Origin of the sequence: Tsukamurella pseudospumae (assembly GCF_001575205.1) — a bacterium.
Lineage (GTDB): Bacteria > Actinomycetota > Actinomycetes > Mycobacteriales > Mycobacteriaceae > Tsukamurella > Tsukamurella pseudospumae.
In genome coordinates this window covers 184,851-199,358 of sequence record NZ_LSRE01000013.1, presented here as the reverse complement: position 1 = coordinate 199,358, position 14,508 = coordinate 184,851, and the positions used below count along the sequence as shown (strand labels likewise).

Annotated in this window: 12 protein-coding genes; 4 read left to right on the top strand and 8 right to left on the bottom strand. The window is 71.5% G+C overall.

What is annotated here, in order from left to right; translation table 11 throughout:
- Position 1: 1 nt before the first annotated feature.
- From AXK61_RS11850 to AXK61_RS11825, 6 genes are all read right to left on the bottom strand, one after another.
- Complete coding sequence (locus AXK61_RS11850) at positions 2–1,459, bottom strand: NAD-dependent succinate-semialdehyde dehydrogenase (protein WP_068573513.1); 1,458 nt, start codon at positions 1,457–1,459, stop codon at positions 2–4.
- Positions 1,460–1,570: 111 nt separating this feature from the next.
- Positions 1,571–2,935 (bottom strand): 4-aminobutyrate--2-oxoglutarate transaminase, encoded by a 1,365-nt coding sequence (gabT, locus tag AXK61_RS11845; protein ID WP_068573514.1) that lies wholly within the window; start codon positions 2,933–2,935, stop codon positions 1,571–1,573.
- Positions 2,932–4,491: an APC family permease gene (locus AXK61_RS11840; protein ID WP_068573515.1), complete on the bottom strand. Its 1,560-nt coding sequence runs from the start codon at positions 4,489–4,491 to the stop codon at positions 2,932–2,934. Before AXK61_RS11840 ends, gabT begins: the two co-directional genes overlap by 4 nt.
- Complete coding sequence (locus tag AXK61_RS11835; protein ID WP_068573516.1) at positions 4,488–5,354, bottom strand: universal stress protein; 867 nt, start codon at positions 5,352–5,354, stop codon at positions 4,488–4,490. The genes AXK61_RS11840 and AXK61_RS11835 overlap by 4 nt, the downstream gene beginning before the upstream one ends.
- Complete coding sequence (locus AXK61_RS11830; RefSeq protein WP_068573517.1) at positions 5,351–7,324, bottom strand: primary-amine oxidase; 1,974 nt, start codon at positions 7,322–7,324, stop codon at positions 5,351–5,353. Before AXK61_RS11830 ends, AXK61_RS11835 begins: the two co-directional genes overlap by 4 nt.
- 31 nt (positions 7,325–7,355) lie before the next feature.
- Positions 7,356–8,783, bottom strand: a complete 1,428-nt coding sequence (locus AXK61_RS11825) for an aminobutyraldehyde dehydrogenase (RefSeq protein ID WP_068573518.1) — start codon at positions 8,781–8,783, stop codon at positions 7,356–7,358.
- Between the two features lie 125 nt (positions 8,784–8,908).
- On the opposite strand from AXK61_RS11825, the gene AXK61_RS11820 reads away from it, so the two are divergent.
- Positions 8,909–10,423 carry a PucR family transcriptional regulator gene (locus tag AXK61_RS11820; RefSeq protein WP_068745459.1) on the top strand — a complete coding sequence of 505 codons (1,515 nt, stop codon included), beginning with the start codon at positions 8,909–8,911 and terminating at the stop codon, positions 10,421–10,423.
- Here the strand turns inward: AXK61_RS11820 and AXK61_RS11815 are convergent.
- A complete protein-coding gene (locus AXK61_RS11815) occupies positions 10,394–11,032 on the bottom strand; it encodes a TetR/AcrR family transcriptional regulator (RefSeq protein ID WP_068573520.1) in 639 nt (212 codons plus the stop codon). The two genes, AXK61_RS11820 and AXK61_RS11815, sit on opposite strands and share 30 nt — an antisense overlap.
- Positions 11,033–11,152: 120 nt before the next feature.
- On the opposite strand from AXK61_RS11815, the gene AXK61_RS11810 reads away from it, so the two are divergent.
- Genes AXK61_RS11810 through AXK61_RS11800 form a run of 3 tightly spaced genes read left to right on the top strand, consistent with a single transcriptional unit; the run spans position 11,153 to position 13,945 of the window.
- A complete protein-coding gene (locus AXK61_RS11810) occupies positions 11,153–12,127 on the top strand; it encodes a nitrilase-related carbon-nitrogen hydrolase (RefSeq protein WP_068573521.1) in 975 nt (324 codons plus the stop codon).
- Positions 12,124–13,143 carry an agmatine deiminase family protein gene (locus AXK61_RS11805; RefSeq protein ID WP_068573522.1) on the top strand — a complete coding sequence of 340 codons (1,020 nt, stop codon included), beginning with the start codon at positions 12,124–12,126 and terminating at the stop codon, positions 13,141–13,143. Before AXK61_RS11810 ends, AXK61_RS11805 begins: the two co-directional genes overlap by 4 nt.
- Before the next feature lie 58 nt (positions 13,144–13,201).
- A complete protein-coding gene (locus AXK61_RS11800) occupies positions 13,202–13,945 on the top strand; it encodes a sulfite exporter TauE/SafE family protein (protein WP_068573523.1) in 744 nt (247 codons plus the stop codon).
- A gap of 4 nt (positions 13,946–13,949) precedes the next feature.
- Here the strand turns inward: AXK61_RS11800 and AXK61_RS11795 are convergent, their stop codons facing one another.
- Positions 13,950–14,507 (bottom strand): YdcF family protein, encoded by a 558-nt coding sequence (locus AXK61_RS11795; RefSeq protein ID WP_068573524.1) that lies wholly within the window; start codon positions 14,505–14,507, stop codon positions 13,950–13,952.
- Position 14,508 lies beyond the last annotated feature (1 nt).

Here is a 14,508-nt window from a genome sequence, read left to right as displayed (position 1 = left end):
ATCAGACCGCGGGCAGGGCGATGTACTTGGTGTTGAGGTACTCCTCGATGCCCTCGCTGCCGCCCTCGGAGCCGAGGCCGGACTGCTTGATCCCGCCGAACGGTGCCGCCGGGTCGGAGATCACGCCGCGGTTCACGCCGACCATGCCCGCCTGCAGCTTCCGCGCGACGCGCTGCGCCCGGCCGAGGTTCTCCGTGAAGAAGTAGGCGGCGAGGCCGTACTCGGTGTCGTTGGCCATGGCGACGCCCTCCTCCTCGGTGTCGAAGCCGACGATCGCGGCGACGGGACCGAAGATCTCGTCGCGGCGGATGCGGGCACCGTCGGGAATGCCGTCCAGGACGGTGGGCTCGAAGAAGAACCCGGCACCGTCGACCTGCTTGCCGCCGGTGCGCACCGTGGCACCGGCGGCGACGGCCTCGTCGACGAGTGCGGCAATGGAACCGCGCTGCTTGGCGTTGATGATCGGGCCGATGGCGGAGCCCTCCTCCCAGCCCGGCCCGACGCGCATCGCGGCGACGCGCTCGGTGAGCTTCGCGGTGAAGGCCTCGCGGATGCCGCTCTGCACCAGGATGCGGTTGGCGGCGGTGCACGCCTCGCCGCCGTTGCGCATCTTGGCGAGCATGGCGCCGTCGACGGCCTTGTCGAGGTCGGCATCGTCGAAGACGACGAACGGGGCGCTGCCGCCGAGCTCCATCGAGGTGCGCAGCACGTTGTTCGCGGCCTGGGCGAGGAGGATCTTTCCGACGCCGGTGGAGCCGGTGAAGGAGACCTTGCGCAGGCGGTCGTCGGCCATGAGCTCCCCGACGACGGTGGGCGCATCGAGGGTCGGGAGCACCGACAGCACGCCGGCGGGAAGGCCGACCTCGGCGAAGACCTGCGCGAGCAGCAGCATGGTGAGCGGGGTGTCCTCGGCGGGCTTGACGATCATGGTGCAGCCCGCGGCGAGCGCCGGCCCGATCTTGCGGGTTCCCATGGCCAGCGGGAAGTTCCACGGCGTGATCGCCAGGCACGGCCCGACGGGTTCCTTGACGACGGCGATCTCCCCGGTCCCGGCGGGGGCGGTCGCGGTGCGGCCGCCGATGCGGACGGCCTCCTCGGAGAACCAGCGCAGGAACTCGGCGCCGTAGGTCACCTCGCCGCGGCTCTCGGGCAGGATCTTGCCCATCTCGAGGGTCATGAGCAGGGCGAAGTCGTCGGCGCGGGCCGTGACCGCCTCGAATGCCGCGCGCAGGATCTCCGCGCGGGTGCGGGCCGGGGTGGCGGCCCAGTCGTCGGCGACGGCGGTCGCCATGTCCAGGGCGGCGCGGGCGTCGGCGGGAGTGGCGTTCGCGACGGAGGCGAGGACCTCGCCGGTGGCGGGGTTGACCACGTCGAAGGTGCGGCCGGACTCGCTCGGCACGGAGCGGCCCCCCTGCCACAGGCCGGTGGGGACGGAGTTCAGGAGTTCGGTGACGTTCACAGTGACCTCTCGAGTCGGGTGTAGCGGTCAGTCTGGGGTGCGACGGTGCCCGCGCGCATCGGCCGGATGGGACGGTGCGCGCGGGCGGGTTCGCCGGGATGGAGCAGCCGGCTAGGCCGCGGCCTCGCGGAGCGCGGTCTCGAGGACCGTGAGAGCGTCGTCGAGCAGCGCGTCGCCGATCACCAGCGGCGGGAGCAGGCGGATGACATTGCCGTAGGTGCCGCAGGTCAGGATCACGACTCCGGCGGCGAGGGCCTTCGCGGCGACGGCCTTCGTCAGGTCGGCGTCCGGCTCCGAGGTGCCGGGGTGGACCAGCTCGATCGCGATCATCGCGCCGCGGCCGCGGACGTCGCCGATCACACCGATCTCGTCCGCGAGGGCGCGCAGCCGGGTCGTGGCGCTCTCGCCGATGGCCCGGGCGCGCGCCGGGAGGTGGAGGTCCTCCATGGTGTCCAGTGCGGCGAGCGCCGCGGCGCAGGCGACGGGGTTGCCGCCGTAGGTGCCGCCGAGCCCGCCGGCGTGCACCGCGTCGAGCAGGTCGGCGCGGCCGGTGATCGCGGACAGCGGCATGCCGCCCGCGATGCCCTTGGCCATGGTGATGATGTCCGGCACGATGCCCTCGTCCTCGCAGGCGAACCAGGCGCCGGTGCGGGCGAAGCCGGTCTGCACCTCGTCGGCGATGAAGACGACGCCGTTCTCCTTCGCCCAAGCGGCCAGCGCGGGAAGGAATCCCGGTGCGGGAACGATGAAGCCGCCCTCGCCCTGGATCGGCTCGATGATGACGGCGGCTACCGCGTCGCTGCCGATCTGCTTCTCGATCTGCGTGATGGCGCGGGCGGCGGCGGCCTTGCCGTCGGCGTCGAGGCCCGCGGCGGCGTCCCGGTACGGGTACGACATCGGCATCCGGTAGACCTCGGGCGCGAACGGGCCGAAGTTCTTCTTGTAGGGCATGGTCTTCGCGGTCAGCGCCATCGTCAGGTTGGTGCGGCCGTGGTAGGCGTGGTCGAAGGCGACCACCGCATCGCGCCCGGTGGCCAGGCGCGCCACCTTGATCGCGTTCTCCACGGCCTCCGCCCCGGAGTTGAACAGCACGGTGCGCTTGTCGTGATAGCCGGGGGTGAGCGCGTTCAGACGCTCCGCCACGGCCACGTAGCCCTCGTACGGGGTCACCATGAAGCAGGTGTGGGTGAAGTGCTGCGCCTGCGCCGCAACGGCTTCCGCGACGCGCGGGTCGGACGCGCCGACGCTGGTCACGGCGATGCCGGAGCCCAGGTCGATCAGCGAGTTGCCGTCCACGTCCACGATGACGCCGCCGTCGGCGTCCGCGGCGTACACGGGCACCGACGAGCCGACCCCGCCGGCCACGGCGGACCGTCGGCGCTCCGCCAGGCGGGCGGACTCCGGGCCGGGCAGGGCGGTGACGAGGTTGCGGACCTGCGGCAGGCGGTACGTCAGCGAGGTGGTGGATGCGGTCATGTCAGTGTCTCCTTGTCGACGTCGACGGGGGCGATGGTGCGGCGCAGGGTCTCGCCGCGGAAGAAGGCGGGGTGGGTGGCCCGCCGTACGAACATCAGCACGACCCCCAGCAGGAGCAGGCCGAAGCCGATGTAGAACACGAGGCCGATCCCGAACAGCGAGGAGCCGCTGCCGTTCTCGGGGTTGAGGCTCTCCTGCACCGAGATGACGAAGACGACCGCCAGGATCGCGCCGCCGAGCAACGGGAACAGGAACTTGTAGACGATGTTGTGGACGCTGGTGAACAGCTCGCGACGGAAGAACCAGACGCAGGCGAATGCCGTGATGCCGTAGTACCAGCAGATCATGATGCCCAGCGCGGCGATGGTGTCGAGCAGGGCGCGGTCCGAAAGCATCTTGACCACGGCGTAGAAGACGGCGGTGATGATGCCGGAGACGACGGTCGCGTAGGTCGGGACCAGGTAGCGCGGGTGCACCGCCGCCAGCTTCTTCGGGAAGGCGCCGTAGCTGCCCATCGCGAGCATCGTCCGCGCGGCGGGCAGGAAGGTGGTCTGCAGGCTCGCGATCGACGAGGCGAAGATCGCGAGGAACAGCATGAGGCCGCCGAAGCCGCCCAGCACCGGGTTCGCGAGCGGCCGGAAGACGTTCTCGGAGTTGTCCGGGTTGCCCAGGCCCACGCCCTCGGTGCCCACGCCCGCGTACATCATCACGGCGATCGCCACGAGCAGGTAGGTGATGAGGATCGACACCACGGCGAGCAGCCCGGCGCGGCCGGGGACCTTCGTGGGGTCCTTGGACTCCTCACCGAGCGTGAGACAGGTGTCCCAGCCCCAGAACGCGAAGATCGAGCCCGTGAGGCCGACGACGAACGCGGCGATCGTCAGCCCCGTGAACGGGTTGAACCAGTCGATCGAGAAGGACAGTCCGGTGGGCACGCCGTGCGAGCGCACGATCGCCGTGACCGCGAAGGCCACCAGCACCACCATCTGGAAGCCGACCAGCGCGTACTGCACCACGGCGCTGGTGGTGACGCCGCGACCCGAGATGTAGGTCGCGATCACGATGAACACCAGTGTGGTCGCGATGTTGACGAGCTTGTTCGACGCCAGGTCCGCGATCGAGTCGTTGCCCATCACCTGGGCGAGGAACAGGTAGAAGTAGTCGACGGCGATCGCCGCCAGGTTCGACAGCACGATGATGGTGGCGAGCACCATGCCCCATCCGCACATCCAGCCCACGTACGGCCCGAAGGCCTTGGTGGACCAGGTGAACGACGCGCCGCAGTCCGGCACCCGCGAGTTGAGCTCGCGGTAGGCGTACGCGGTGAGGAACATCGGGATGAAACCGGCGATGAAGATCGCGGGCATCTTCAGCCCCACCGAGGCGACGATGAGGCCGATGCTCGCGGTCAGCGTGTAGCCGGGGGCCACCGTCGAGATGCCCAGGACCGCACCGGCGAAGGTGCCGATCCGGCCCTTCGCGAGGCCCTTGTCGACGGTGTCGCCGCTCCCGTCCGCGGACGCGGTGTCGGGACCGCGGCCCGCGTCGGCGGTCATGAGATCCCGGCCCGGGGCACGACGACCATCGGGACGTCGAGGACGCGGAGCATCTTCGCCGCGGTCGAGCCGAGGAACAGGCGGCGGGGCGCGGCGAGGCGGCTCGAGCCGACGAGGATCACGTCGCCCGGGTGCCAGTCGAGGCTGTTGACGGCGTCCTCGACGGTGTCGCCGAGGACGACCGCCGAGGTCACCTCGACCGATCCGGACAGCTTGGCGCGGGCCTCGTCGAGTACCGCGAGCGAGTGGCGGCGGGCCTCGTCGAGCTTGCCGTCGTCGCTCTGCTGCGGGCCGGGCATGAGGTCGACCGCGATGAGCGAGACGAGCCGGAGGGGGACCCCGGCGCGTTCGGCGCCGGCGATCGCGGCGTCCAGCAGCTCCGCGGCGCCCGGCCGGGTGCCGACCGCGCAGGTCACCGAGCGCACCCGCTCCGCCTTGGAGTGGCGCTGCCCGCGCGGGGCCAGCGCCACGGCCATGGGCGCGGAGTGGATGAGGTCGTTGACGACGGGGCCCAGCGAGTGCTTGCCGAGCAGCCCTCCACCGGTGGCGCCCGTCACGACGATCGCGGCGCCGATCCGCTCCGCCTCGGCGATGATGCCGCCGGCGATCGAGTCATGCACGCCCACATGGGTGCTCGTGGTCACGTCGTCCGGCACCAGCGTCCGGGCCTGCGTCAGCCAGGCGTCCGCCTGCTCGGTGAGCACCTGGGAGGTCAGGTCGCCGGAGACGAAGGACCCGGTCTGGTCGGGCGGCACCACCATGCCGAGCGCGAGCTCGGCGCCGAGGGTGCGGGCCAGCTGCACGCCGAGCGCGACGGCGTCACGGCCGCCGTCGGTGGCCAGGTAGGCGACGTAGATCTTCACTTCTCCCCCTCACAACAGGACGATTCGGCACCGTCGGACTCGGTGGAACAGCACGACCCGGACTTGGCGGGCGTGGGCGCCACGTCCAGCGAGGGGTTCCGGTCGAAGAAGCCGAAGGGCTTGAGCCAGAAGTTCACCGTGTCGGCCGGCATGATCGGCCAGTCCTCGGGACGGGTGATGTGGTGGATGCCGAAGGTGTACCAGAGCACCACGTCGGTGTTCTCGATCGAGCGGTTCTGCGCGGTCCACGCCGGCAGGCCCATGCCGCCGCCGCCCTGGTTCACGAATTCACCTGCGGGCCAGCGCTCCTCGCGATCGTTGGGCGTGACCCACAGAGTGTGCTCGATGGCGCGGCAGCGGTCGAGGATGGGGGAGGCCGGGTCGAACATCGCGGGCACGTTCGCGGAGGCGACGAGCTTGTACGACGGGGAGACGCCCAGGCCCGTCTTCACGTTGTCGTTGACCACCTTCCACGATCGCTGCGTGGGGTAGTGCGGGTCCTGTTTGCCCTCCTCCTCGGTGCGCAAGGGGGTGTTCACCTGCTGCAGCGAGAGGCCGTAGGGGTTGTCCGGCCCGGTGGGCACCATGCGCGTCTCGGACTGGTAGACGGTGTTGTCCTCGCCGTCCACGTCGAGGTCCATGCGGGCGACGATGAAGTGCTGGTGGAAGGGCGCGTAGGTGCGGTTGTCCACGAGCGTGCCGTGCGGATGGGATCCGCCCTCGGGGAAGTGGCTGACCACCATGATGCCGGTGGCGCGCACCTCGCACTCGATGTTGCCGTCCTCGTAGAACCGCCAGTACGTGAGGTACTCGTAGTTCGCGACGGTCACGTGGAAGGACACCGTCAGGCGGCGCATGCGGCGGACCTCGGCGCCGTCGTGGTGGTCGACGTGCTTCCACAGGACGGCGTTGTCCTCCTCGTGGATGCAGATCGCGTTGGCGATGTCGTAGGGCTCGCCCTTGCTGTCGTGCAGGACGGCGTCCAGGTACCGGATCTCGCCGAGGCAGTCGCAGCCCAGGGCGAGCGAGGTGGTCATGAAGCCGAGGCCCCACTCGCCGATGTCGAAGGCGGTGCGCCGGTAGTGGTCGTCGCAGTGATCGCGGTAGGGGACCATCATCTCGGAGAACGAGAGGCGGTGCGCGATCTTGCGCACGTTCCCGTTGTCGTTGTAGGTGATCGCGTGCAGGGTCATGCCCTCGCGGTAGTTGAAACCCACGCGCAGTGACCAGTTCTGCCACGTCAGCTTGTTGCCCTCCAGTGTGAAGCCGGGGCCCTCGGGCTGGGTGATCTCCAGCGGCTTGCGCTCCGGGCGGGTCGACGCCTCACGGATCTCCTTGGGCAGCATCCGCGGCACGTACTCGCCCATGATCTCCGGCCGTTCCACGTGGAACGTGTCCTCGATCTTGAGCAGCTCCATGGTGTTCAGGTCGATCACGCAGTGGAAGCCGTTGACCGGACCGGCGTAGGGGTTGGCACCGTCGGACGCCCGGACCCACGTATCGGACCAGCCGATGCGCCGGCCGGCGAACTCCTCGGGGATGAGCACCGCGCCGTAGGTCCAGGTGTCCATGAACACCAGCGACATGTCGGTGACGCCCCGCGCCGCGAGCGCGGCGATCACGTCGGGGTGGGCGCGCAGGGCCCGGTCGGCCTCGTCCCACTCGTCGACGGTGACGTTCGCCTGTACGTCCGGGATGTGCTCGAACGTGGTGACGGTGCCGTCCGTCAGGGACACGCGGGCCTTGTAGGTGTGGTTCGCGGTGCGATCGAAGAGCACCGCGACCGCGACGCGCTCGCACGGCGTCCCGTCGGTGTCGAAGGCGGTGATCTCGGCCTTGCTCGGCTCGAACATCTCGATCGACGCGTAGCGCCACGTGGCGCCCACGCCGTGCTCCTGCGCGAGCAGCGCGGTGACGGCGCGGATCTCGTCGGCGGAGAGCGGGTCGAGGGGGTGGGAGTGTGCGGTCATCGCGCGAGGGCCTTTCCGACGGTGCGGGTGGTTAGTCGTTGCTGCTCATGACGTGCTTGATACGGGTGTAGTCCTCCAGGCCGTACGCCGAGAGGTCTTTGCCGTAACCGGAGTGCTTGAATCCGCCGTGCGGCATCTCGGCGACGAGCGGGATGTGGCAGTTGATCCACACCGCGCCCGCGTCGATCCGGATGCTCATCCGGTTCGCGGTGGCGTGGTCGGTGGTCCAGACGCTGGACGCCAGGCCGTAATCGACGCCGTTGGCGAGGGCGACGGCCTCGTCCTCGGTGGCGAAGGGCTGAACCGTGATGATCGGGCCGAAGGTCTCCTCCTGGACGATCGGATCGTCCTGGTGCACACCGGTGATCACGGTCGGCTCGACGTAGAAGCCCGTCTCGCCGACGCGCTTCCCGCCGGTCGCGACGGCGGCGTGCGCGGGCAGGGCGGCGAGCTTGTCGAGCACGGCGCCGAAGTGGCGAGCGTTGTTGAGGGCGCCGTAGAAGGCGTCCGGATCGTCGGGCGCGCCGGGCCGCAAGGACTGCGCCTGCGCGGCGAGCGCGGCGACGAATTCGTCGTGCACCGACTCGTGGACCAGCGCCCGCGTCGCGGCGGTGCAGTCCTGGCCGCCGTTGAAGAAGGCCGCCTGCGCGATGCCCTCGGCGGCGCGAGCGAGGTCCGCGTCGGCGAAGACGACGGCGGGTGCCTTGCCTCCCAGCTCCAGGTGCGCGCGCTTGACGTCCGACGCCGCCGCGGTCGCGACGGCCACGCCCGCGCGGACCGAGCCGGTGATCGCGACCAGGCCGAGCGCGGGGTCGCCGACGAGTCGGGCGCCGACGGCTCCGTCGCCGAGGACCACGTTGAGCACGCCGTCGGGCAGGACGTCCTGGGTGATCCGCGCCAGCACCAGGGTCGACTCGGGCGTCGTGTCCGAGGGCTTGAGCACCACGGTGTTGCCCGCGGCGAGGGCGGGGGCGATCTTCCAGATGGCCATCATGAACGGGTAGTTCCACGGCGTCACCTGGCCGACGACGCCGATCGGCTCGCGCCGCACGTAGGAGGTGTAGCCGTCCATGTACTCGCCCGCGGACCGGCCCTCGAGCATCCGGGCCGCGCCCGCGAAGAACCGCACCTGGTCGGCGCAGACGAGCACCTCCTCCGACTTCACCAGGGCGGCGATCTGACCGGTGTTGCGCACCTGTGCCGCGACGATCTCGTCCGCGTGCTCCTCGATGGCGTCGGCCAGAGCGAGCAGCGCGGCCTGTCGCGCGCTGGGCGTGGTGCGGCCCCAGGTGAGGAAGGCGCGCTCGGCGGCGGCGATCGCCGCCGCCACCTCGGCGTCGGTGGACACGGGGGAGACCGCGACGACCTTCTCGGTCGCGGGATCGACGATGTCGATCGAGGCGCTGGACGTCGAGTCGACGAAGGCTCCGTCGATGTAGTTCTGGAGGCGGTCGGTCATCGCGGCTCTCTCTCGTCGGTGGCGACAGGGCGGGTGAGGTCCTCTCACTGTGCGCTGGATCACTTCTCGCGGCATCTGCCAGAATGGCGAAATCGATCGGATCATCTCGACGGAATGGAGTGGGCATGGCCGTCACGGTGCGCTGGCTGCTCGCGCAGCGGGACCTGGGCCTCGGGCTCCGCGCCGGGGCCGCGGCGACCGATGTCCCCATCACCTTCGTCATCACCACCGAGCTGTCGGATCCCACGCCCTGGTTGGCCGGCGGCGAGATGCTACTGACCACGGGCATCGGCATCCCACCCGGCGACGAGGGCTGTCGGGAGTACGTGCGCCGGCTCACCGAACGCGGTGTCTCGGCCCTGGGGTTCGGTGTCGGCGTCTCGCGGGAGAGCGCACCGTCGGCCCTGGTCGCGGCAGCCGACGAGTACGGCCTGGCCCTCGTGGACGTGCCACTGCCGACCCCTTTCGTGGCCGTCGCGCGCACCGTCATCGACGAGATCGCGCGACGCGCGAACAGGTCCCAGGTGGCCGCGGGGCGTGCCCAGCAGCGGATGACCCGCGCCGCCGTGGCGGGCGGACCGTCGGCCACGTTGCGCGAGCTGGCGGTGGGCTGCGGCGGCACGGCCCTGCTCCTGGACCGGAGCGGCCGGGTGGTGCAGGCCCACCCCGTGGACGTCGACCCGGCCGTGTCGCGCGAGGTCGGGGAGCTGGCGCGGGCACACCGCGCGGCGTCCGCGGTCGGGCCGGTGACGGCGGCGGATGCGGTCGGTCGTGCGACGATCGTGACCCAGCCGATCCGCGTCGGCGACCGCGAGCACGGCCACCTGGGCGTCGTGCTGCCGCACGAGCCGCTGGCCACCGATCACGTCCTCATCGGGCACGCGAACTCGTTGCTGGCGTTGGACTTCGAGCGTCCGCTGCGCCTGCTGCGCGCGCAGTGGCGGATCAACGCGGCGGCCCTGCGCCTGGTGCTGTCCGCGGGCGGGGACTCCGACGAGGCAGCCCGCCTGGTCGACGAGGCCGCCGACCCGGGGGGAGTACGCGCGCTCGTGGTCCGCGGCGGCGAGGCCGTGGCCGTCGTCGCCGCGGTGCGGGCGGCGTTGCACGACGCGGGCCGGCCGGTGTTCGTCGCCGAGGCGTCCCACGGTGTCGTCGTCGCACTGCTCGGCGGCGCCGACGGGCGGACCTTCGCGGACGGTCTGGTCGCGGGCCTCGCGCCCGGCGAGCGGGCGCGGCTGCAGTCGGGTCTCGGAGCGCCGCACGCCGCGGGCGCCGTCGCCGACGCGGTGCGCGCGGCCGAGCTCGCCGCCCGCGCGGCCCGGCCCGGCGGGGGCACCGTCGACGCCTCCGCGCTGGCCGGGCGCACCCTCTTCACAGACCCCGGTACCCGGGGCGCGCTGACCGCGCTCGACCGCGCGCTGCTCGAGCCGCTGCGCGCGCAGGACCGCGATCTGGCGCAGGCGCTCCGCGCGTACCTCGAGAACCACGGGCAGTGGGAGGGGACCGCCGCGGCCCTCGGCGTGCACCGGCACACCGCGCGGGCACGGGTGGCGCGGGCCGAGGAGGTGCTCGGTGTGGACCTGAAGTCGGCGCGGGTGCGCGCCGAGCTCCTACTGGCGCTGTTGCTCGGCGACGAGTAGCGCCCGCAGTCCCTCGATCATCGCCGCGAGCCCCAGGTCGAAGGCCTGCAGCGAGCGTTCCGGGCCCGACGGTGCCGCGGCCAGCGCCCGGCGCAGATCTTCGGCGCCCGGCTCGTCCCCGACGTGGATCGGCTCGTCGGGAGCGGACACGTCGAGCGCCGCACCGAGCAGGAAGTTCTCCACGCCGACGATGATCCCCATGACGCGATCGACGGGGAATCCGGCGCGGAGCAGCGCGGCCGCCGCGGCGGTGTACATGGCCAGGTTCTGGTCGCCGCCGATGGTCTCGGTCGCGAGCAGCCGCACCGCCGACGGGTGCGCGGCGAAGGCGTCGCGGTAGGTGCGGGCCCAGGTGTCGAGGGCCTCGTCCCACGGCAGCGCGTCGAAGCAGGTGGCGTCGATGTCCGCGGTCACGAGGTCGCGGACCAGCCCGACGACGGCGGCGCGCCCGTCCGCGTGGTGGTAGATCGAGGAGACCGTGACGCCGAGCCGCCGCGCGAGTGCGGGGAGGCTGAAGTTGCCGTCCCGATCGACCAGCTCCAGCGCCGCCGCACCGATGGAGGCGCGGTCGAGCTGCGGGGTGGTCGGGCGTCCGGCGCGTCTGCTCACCTGCGTGAACCTACCCGCCGGGGCTGAAAATCGAAAGGTTGTCGATTGGGTCTTGTGGCGGCGGTCGCACCGGGCTATCTTTTAATCGAAAGCCTATCGATTAAATCCTCAGGAGACGAGATGGACCTCATCCTCGCGCCCGGAATCCCCGTGTCGCCCGCCCGCGTCGATCGGCCGGAACGCGCTCCGCTGCGGGTGGGCCTGGTCCAGCACCGCTGGCACGACGATGCCGAGCGACTCGCTGCCGAGCTCACCGACGCCATCGGGCAGGGGGCGGCCGCCGGGGCGCAGGTGGTCTTCCTGTCGGAGATCACGCTCCTGCGCTACCCCGCGTTCGAGCGGGGCGGCGCGCAGCCGAGTGCGCTCGCCGAGGACCTGCTGACCGGGCCCACCTTCACCTTCGCGGCCGCCGCGGCGCGCAAGCACGGCGTGGTCGTGCACGCCTCCCTGTACGAGCGGCACCCCGACGCGGAACCGTTGGGCTACAACACCGCGATCATGGTCTCGCCGTCCGGGGAACTGCTCGCCAAGACCCGCAAGCTGCACATCCCGGTGACCGCCGGCTACTACGAGGACACCTACTTCCTGCGCGGCCCCGGGCCGGACAGCGCCGATCCCTATCCGGTCCACGCACCGTCGGAGCTGGGCGGCGCGCGGTTCGGCCTGCCGACCTGCTGGGACGAGTGGTTCCCCGAGGTCGCGCGGGCCTATTCGCTGGGCGGCGCCGACATCATCGCCTACCCGACGGCGATCGGCTCCGAGCCCGACCACCCCGACTTCGACACCGCGCCCCTGTGGCGGCAGGTGATCGTGGGCAACGGGATCTCGAGCGGCACCTTCATGGTGGTGCCCAACCGCTGGGGCAACGAGGGCTCGATCACCTTCTACGGCAGCTCGTTCATCTCGGACCCGTACGGCCGCGTCCTCGTCGAGGCGCCGCGGGACGCATCCGCCGTGCTCGTCGCGGACCTGGACCTGGACCAGCGCCGCGACTGGCTCACGCTCTTCCCGTTCCTCGCCACCCGCCGGCCGGACACCTACGGGCCGCTGACGGAGCCGGTGTCGGCGCACGGTCTCCTGGGCGGTGCGAAGTGACGTGGCGCATGCCGTCGGAGACGGCGCCCCAGACCCGCACCTGGATGGCCTACCCGTCCGCCGGGTACTCGCTCGGCGACACGGCATCCGAGCAGGAGTCCGCCCGCGCCACGTGGGCGGCGGTGGCGAACGCGATCGTCGACTTCCAGCCCGTCACCGTGGTGGTCGATCCCGACGAGCGGCAGGCCGCGCTGCGCCATCTGGCCGGCGCCGTCGACGTCGTGGAGGCGCCGCTCAACGACGCCTGGATGCGCGACATCGGGCCCACCTTCGTCGTCGACGAGGCCGGGCGGCTGGGCGCCGTGGACTGGGTGTTCAACGGCTGGGGTGGCCAGTCCTGGGCGAGATGGGACCGCGACAGCCGGATCGGGGCATTCGTCGCCGAGCTCGCCGGCGCCGAGTACATCGGGTCCGACCTGGTGGGCGAGGGCGGCGGTATCAACGTCGACGGTGCCGGCACCGTCCTGCTCACCGACACCGTCCAGCTCGATCCGGGCCGGAACCCGGGGCTCTCGAAGGCCGACGTGGAGGCCGAGTTGGCCCGGACGATCGGCGCGACGCATGCGGTGTGGCTGCCCTACGGGCTCGCCCGCGACTCCGACACCTTCGGCACCCGCGGCCACGTCGACATCGTCGCGACCATCCCGTCCGCGGGCACCGTTCTGCTGCACGACCAGCGCGATCCCGCGCACCCGGACCACGAGCGGTGCCGGGTCATCCGGGAGGTCTTCGCCGCGTCGACGGACGCCGCGGGCCTGCCCTGGGAGGTCCGCTCCGTCCCCGCCCCGACGGTGCTCCGCGACGACGAGGGCTTCGTCGACTACAGCTACATCAACCACGTCGTGGTCAACGACGCCGTGGTCGCGTGCTCCTTCGACGACCCGAACGACGCTGTGGCAGTGGAGGTGCTGGCGGCCGCGTATCCCGGTCGGGAGATCCTCACCGTCGATGCGCGGCCGTTGTTCGCGCGTGGCGGCGGCATCCACTGCATCACCCAGCAGCAGCCCGCGGTCTGAGTCCGCTCCGCGCCGCGCGACAATCGCTGCGATTGATGCGCGTCGGAGAGGCGGGGCGATGACGGTGTGGGTGATCGCGGCGATGGTGGCCGCCGGGTTCGCCGCGGGGCTGATCGGCTACATCACCGGGCTGGCCTCGCTGGTCTCGTACCCGGCGCTGCTCGCGATGGGCCTGTCGCCGGTGGCGGCCAATGTCACCAACACGGTCGCGATGGTGGCGGTGGGCGGCGGCTCCATCGCCTCGTCGGCGTCCGAGCTGGTGAAGAACAAGCCGCAGATGCGGCTGCTCGCCGCGCTCGCGGTGGCCGGCGGCGTCGTGGGCTCCGCGCTCCTGATACTGGCTCCGGGGAGCACCTTCGAGGCGGTGGTGCCGGTGCTCATCGCCATCGCGGCGGTGGCGATCCTCCTGCAGCCGCGACTGCGCGAGCGCCCCGAGGTCGCGCGGCTCGCGCGGTACTACCCCGTCGGGGTGTTCCTCGTGGCGATCTACGGCGGATACTTCGGCGCGGGCGCCGGGGTGATGATCCTGGCGCTCACCCTGGTCGCGACGTCCGAGCCGCTGTGGCGCGCGGCGATGCTCAAGGCCTACGTCCTCGGGCTGGCGAACCTGGTGGCGGCCATCGGCTTCGCGGCGTTCGGCCCGGTGCACTGGCCGGCGGCGATCGCGATGGCGATCGGCGGGTTCCTGGGCGGCTGGTGCGGCCCGCCCGTCGTGGCGCGGATCGACGCGGGACGCCTGCGCGTGGTGGTCGCGATCTGCGGGCTGGGGCTCGCGGCGTGGCTGGCGCGCGTGTGGTTCTGACCGCTCAGCAGGAGCCCTGTACGACGGCCTTCGCGGTGCCGAAGAACTGGTAGAGGTAGACGAGTTCCCAGTCGGCGGGGCCGTAGTCGTAGGAGCGCGGGACCGCCCGCAGCACCGTCTCGCCGCTGTAGCACCGGTCGAAGATGTACCGGGCCCGCGTGAGGTGGTAGCCCCAGCTGATGACGATCACCGACTTCCAGCCGTGCTGCTCGGACAGGCGTTGCGTGAACATCGCCTCGCCGCGTGTCGTGCTGGGCGCGGGCCGCTCGCACGTGACGGCGATGTCGTCGATCCTGGTGTCGCACAGGTCCTGCATGGTGCGGTCGGTCGCGGCGTACGGGTTCGAGAGCACGACGTTCTTGGCGTACCCCTCCTGAGCGAGGCGGATCCCGTAGTACTCGCGGGAGTCGTGTTCACCGCCCAGCACGATGATCGCGTCCACCTTGCGGAGCGGATCCTCGTGCGAGACACCGAAGAGCAGGTATCCGACGCCGCCGACCGCCGCGAGCACGGCGACGACGAGCACCGCCGTCACCCACAGGAGCCTTTGCAATCGCCGCACG

Bases quoted from the DNA above. Each gene is read 5' to 3' on its own strand.
- AXK61_RS11830 (WP_068573517.1), bottom strand. From the start codon at position 7,324: ATGACCGCACACTCCCACCCCCTCGACCCGCTCTCCGCCGACGAGATC.
- AXK61_RS11840 (WP_068573515.1), bottom strand. From the start codon at position 4,491: ATGACCGCCGACGCGGGCCGCGGTCCCGACACCGCGTCCGCGGACGGG.
- AXK61_RS11810 (WP_068573521.1), top strand. From the start codon at position 11,153: ATGGACCTCATCCTCGCGCCCGGAATCCCCGTGTCGCCCGCCCGCGTC.
- gabT (WP_068573514.1), bottom strand. From the start codon at position 2,935: ATGACCGCATCCACCACCTCGCTGACGTACCGCCTGCCGCAGGTCCGC.
- AXK61_RS11820 (WP_068745459.1), top strand. From the start codon at position 8,909: ATGGCCGTCACGGTGCGCTGGCTGCTCGCGCAGCGGGACCTGGGCCTC.
- AXK61_RS11800 (WP_068573523.1), top strand. From the start codon at position 13,202: ATGACGGTGTGGGTGATCGCGGCGATGGTGGCCGCCGGGTTCGCCGCG.
- AXK61_RS11825 (WP_068573518.1), bottom strand. From the start codon at position 8,783: ATGACCGACCGCCTCCAGAACTACATCGACGGAGCCTTCGTCGACTCG.